The organism is Actinomadura sp. KC216 (assembly GCF_004348535.1).
Classification (GTDB): domain Bacteria; phylum Actinomycetota; class Actinomycetes; order Streptosporangiales; family Streptosporangiaceae; genus Spirillospora.
Window position 1 is genome coordinate 1 of the sequence record NZ_SMJX01000567.1, and the last position, 2397, is coordinate 2397.

Consider the following 2397-nt stretch of genomic DNA (forward strand, 5'->3'; position numbering starts at 1 on the left):
GGGGGAGCGGGGCGGTGCGCGGCGCGGTCGCCGATGCCGTAGCGGGCGGCCAGGTCGCGGACCTGCCGGGCGATGCCGTCCTGGTACTCGCGCGGCGCGTAGGCGCCCGACCCGTACAGGCGCGCGTAGGGGACGATCAGCTCGGGGTGGTGCGCGCGCAGCCACGCCAGGAACCATTCGCGGGCGCCGGGGCGCAGGTGCAGCGTGATCGCCGACACCCAGGTCGCGCCCGCCTCGGCGATCCGCCGGACGGCCGCGTCGAGCTGGGCGGGCGCGTCCGACAGATAGGGGAGGACCGGGCCCATCAGCACGCCGCAGCCGATGCCCGCCTCGTTCAGCGTCCGGCACACCTCCAGCCGCCGGCGCGGCGGCGGGGTGCCCGGCTCGGCCGACCGCCACAGGTCCGGGTCGACCGACCCGACCGACACCGCCGCGCTCACCGCGGTGCGCTCGGCCGCCTCCCGCAGGATCGGCAGGTCGCGCAGGATCAGCGACCCCTTGGTCAGGACGGAGAACGGGTTGGCCGCGTCCCGCAGCGCCGCCAGGATGCCCGGCATCAGCCGGTAGCGGCCCTCGGCGCGCTGGTAGCAGTCGACGTTGGTGCCCATCGCGATGTGCTCGCCCCGCCACCGCGGCGACGCCAGCTCCGCCCGGACCCGCTCGGCCGCGTTCACCTTCACCACGATCCGCGAGTCGAAGTCCGCGCCCGCGTCCATCTCCAGATACTCGTGCGATTTGCGGGCAAAGCAGTACACACACGCATGGGAGCAGCCCCTGTAGGGGTTGATCGTCCAGCGGAACGGCACCCGGGACGCCTCGGGGACCTTGTTGATGACCGTCCTGGCGCGGACCTCGTAGAAGGTCATGCCGCGGAACCCCGGGGTGTCGAAGGTGCGCGCCACCGCCCGCCGCTCGATGAGCGGCGGCTCGGGGCCCGCGTCGCCGCCGTCCAGCCGGAGATGGTCCCAGCGCACACCCGCCCCCTTTCGAACGTCTGAGCGATCAACCGTCCGGCCAGTATGGAACGTGTGTTCGGAGATCGCAACGTGAGGGTGGGGCGAAACGGGACGGGCAGGGATCACACGGACATTCGCGTTCCGTACGCAGCATCGCAACCGGTGGGTGACAATGGGCCGCTATGGCATCGCGACTGAGGATCCGGATCACGGCGGCCCTCGCGGCGGGAACCGCCGCGGCCGCGCTGGCCGGCTGCGGCATCCCCGCACTCGGCGGGGAGGGCGAGGACGGCCCCGTCACCGCCGGGGCCAGGGCCGAATGCGCCCCCGCCGCCGCGCCCCGCGACGGCGACAGGTCGCGGCAGCTGCGCGGCATGTGGATCGCCACCGTCGCCGGCATCGACTGGCCCAAGGACACCGCCGATCCCGCCGCCGAGCAGCGCCGGCAGTTCACCCGGCTCCTCGACACCGCCACCGCGATGAACATGAACGCGGTGTTCGTGCAGATCCGCCCCAACTCCGACGCGTTCTACCCCTCCCCGTACGAGCCGTGGTCGCAGTGGATCACCGGCACGCAGGGCAAGGACCCCGGCTACGACGTCCTCGCCTTCATGATCAAGGAGGCGCACGCGCGGAACCTGGAGTTCCACGCCTGGTTCAACCCCTACCGCGTGTCCCGCCAGGCCGACCTGAAGAAGCTCTCGCCCAAGAGCCCCGCCCGCCAGAACCCCGACTGGGTCCGCAAGTACGGCACCGGCCTGTGGTACGACCCGGGCCTCCCGCAGGTCCGCGACCTCGCCACCCGCGCCGTCATGGACGTCGTCGGCAAGTACGACATCGACGCCGTCCACTTCGACGACTACTTCTACCCCTACCCCGAGGGCGGCGAGTTCCCCGACCAGGCCACCTACAAGGCCCACGGCGGCGGCATGGACAAGGGCGACTGGCGCCGCAAGAACGTCGACACCCTCGTCCGGGACCTGTCCGGGAAGATCCACGACGCCAAGCCGTGGGTGCGGTTCGGGATCAGCCCGTTCGGCGTGTGGCGCAACAAGAGCACCGACCCCCGCGGGTCCGGCACGCGGGCGCTGCAGAGCTACGACGACATCTACGCCGACACCCGCACCTGGATCAAGAAGGGCTGGGTCGACTACATCACCCCGCAGCTGTACTGGCCGATCGGCGACCCCCGCGCCGACTACGCCGAGCTCGCCGCCTGGTGGGCCGCCCAGGTCAAGGGCACCGACGTGCAGCTCACCATCGGGCAGGGCGCCTACCGCGTCGGCAAGGACGCCGCCTGGAAGAACCCCGCCGAGCTGTCCCGGCACCTCACCCTCAACGCCAGGCACCCGCAGATCCGCGGCGACGTGTTCTTCAGCGCCTCCGACATCGTCTCCAACCGCCGCGGGTTCGCCGCCCGGCTGCGCGACGACCACTACCC

Annotated in this window: 2 protein-coding genes; one reads left to right on the forward strand and one right to left on the reverse strand. The window is 72.1% G+C overall.

Features of this window, described 5'->3' with window-relative positions:
• Positions 1-974: Rv2578c family radical SAM protein (locus E1264_RS41995; RefSeq protein ID WP_207936986.1), on the reverse strand; the 974-nt coding region annotated here is incomplete at its 3' end.
• 164 nt (positions 975-1138) lie between these two features.
• Between E1264_RS41995 and E1264_RS42000 the strand changes: the two genes are divergently transcribed.
• Positions 1139-2397 (forward strand): family 10 glycosylhydrolase (locus tag E1264_RS42000; RefSeq protein ID WP_132183070.1); only part of this gene is annotated, 1259 nt, incomplete at its 3' end.